This is a genomic window from Kitasatospora putterlickiae (assembly GCF_039527695.1).
GTDB lineage: Bacteria > Actinomycetota > Actinomycetes > Streptomycetales > Streptomycetaceae > Kitasatospora > Kitasatospora putterlickiae.
In genome coordinates, this window is record NZ_BAAAKJ010000132.1 from 59,357 (window position 1) to 60,503 (window position 1,147).

At 73.2% G+C, this 1,147-nt stretch carries 3 protein-coding genes; 1 reads left to right on the top strand and 2 read right to left on the bottom strand.

Features of this window, described 5'->3' with window-relative positions; translation table 11 throughout:
• Nucleotides 1-290 (bottom strand): hypothetical protein (locus tag ABD308_RS14305; protein WP_344333505.1); only part of this gene is annotated, 290 nt, incomplete at its 3' end.
• Between the two features lie 126 nt (nt 291-416).
• Here ABD308_RS14305 and ABD308_RS14310 point away from each other — a divergent pair.
• Nucleotides 417-710 carry a hypothetical protein gene (locus ABD308_RS14310; protein WP_344333507.1) on the top strand — a complete coding sequence of 98 codons (294 nt, stop codon included), beginning with the start codon at nt 417-419 and terminating at the stop codon, nt 708-710.
• Here the strand turns inward: ABD308_RS14310 and ABD308_RS14315 are convergent.
• Nucleotides 707-1,147: glycerol-3-phosphate dehydrogenase C-terminal domain-containing protein (locus ABD308_RS14315; RefSeq protein WP_344333509.1), on the bottom strand; the 441-nt coding region annotated here is incomplete at its 5' end. The genes ABD308_RS14310 and ABD308_RS14315 overlap by 4 nt on opposite strands.

Here is a 1,147-nt window from a genome sequence, read left to right on the forward strand (position 1 = left end):
TTCCGATTCTCACGCATCGCGCTGCGAGGAAGCGTGGCGCCCCCCAGATTCGGCAATGAACCGCCCGGCCGCACTTCCTCGGCCCGGGTGGTGTCCTTGGCCACCTGGCCCTGGGTGGAGATGTCGGTGGTCTGGGCCCAGATCACCTTGTTCTCGCTGGTGCGGGTGAAGGTGCGGCTGGTGGTCTCGCCGACCGCGTTGGTGGTGTCCTTGCGGACGACCCCGCCGGGATAGGTCTGCTCGACGAGCCGGCCGTCCGGACCGTACTTCGCCGTGAGCTCACCGGCCACGCTGTCGTTGATCGAGGTGACCAGCCCGCGCGGCTCCTTCGCACGGTCGAGGAGTCATTGCGCGCATCACCCCGCTTCACCAGGAGTTCTCCCGACGGCGGACATAGACTGATCCGGGAGGTCCCCATGCGCCAGCGGCACAGCTTCCACCTCGATCGGGGTGGTCACTCCGTCACGGTGAACGTGCGGGCCGGGTGGATCACCGAGACCGAGTTGCTGGTGGACGGCAAGGAGGTCGCCTTCCACCGGGTGCACGGGCACGGGGTGTATCCGCTCACGCTCGCCGCGCAGTTGGCCGAGGAGCCGCCGCAGGCGGTGGCGGTGCGGCTGGAGCGGACGGGTGTGCCCGAGCGGCCGTTGCGGTGCGCGCTGGAGCTGGGCGGGGCCGTGCATCCGATGGCGGAGCGTACGGAACGCTAGACCCGCGCCTTCGCCGCGATCTCCTCGACGGTCGGCCGGGCGCGGTCGGCGTCGGCCGGGACGAGGCCGATGCGGGTGCGCCGGTGCAGGACGTCCTCGGGGTCCAGCGCGCCCTCGTGGGTGAGCGCGTACACGATCTCGGCGCGGGTGACGTCGATGCCCTCGGCGACCGGCGCGCCGTAGCCGGCGCCCAGCAGCTCCTCCCCCGCCGCCAGCACCTCGCGTGCCGCGCCGCCGTGGCGGGCGAGCAGGGAGGAGGCCACCGCGCCCTCCGGCGTCGGGCGGCTGTCGCGGTGGCCGGGCGCGCCGACCAGCGGCAGGCGGGCCGTCCAGCAGGCGCGGGCGGGCAGCTCGCGCAGCCGGACGGCGGTGTCCACCGCGTCCTCGGCCATCCGGCGGTAGGTGGTGAGCTTGCCGCCGACCACGGTGATCACGCC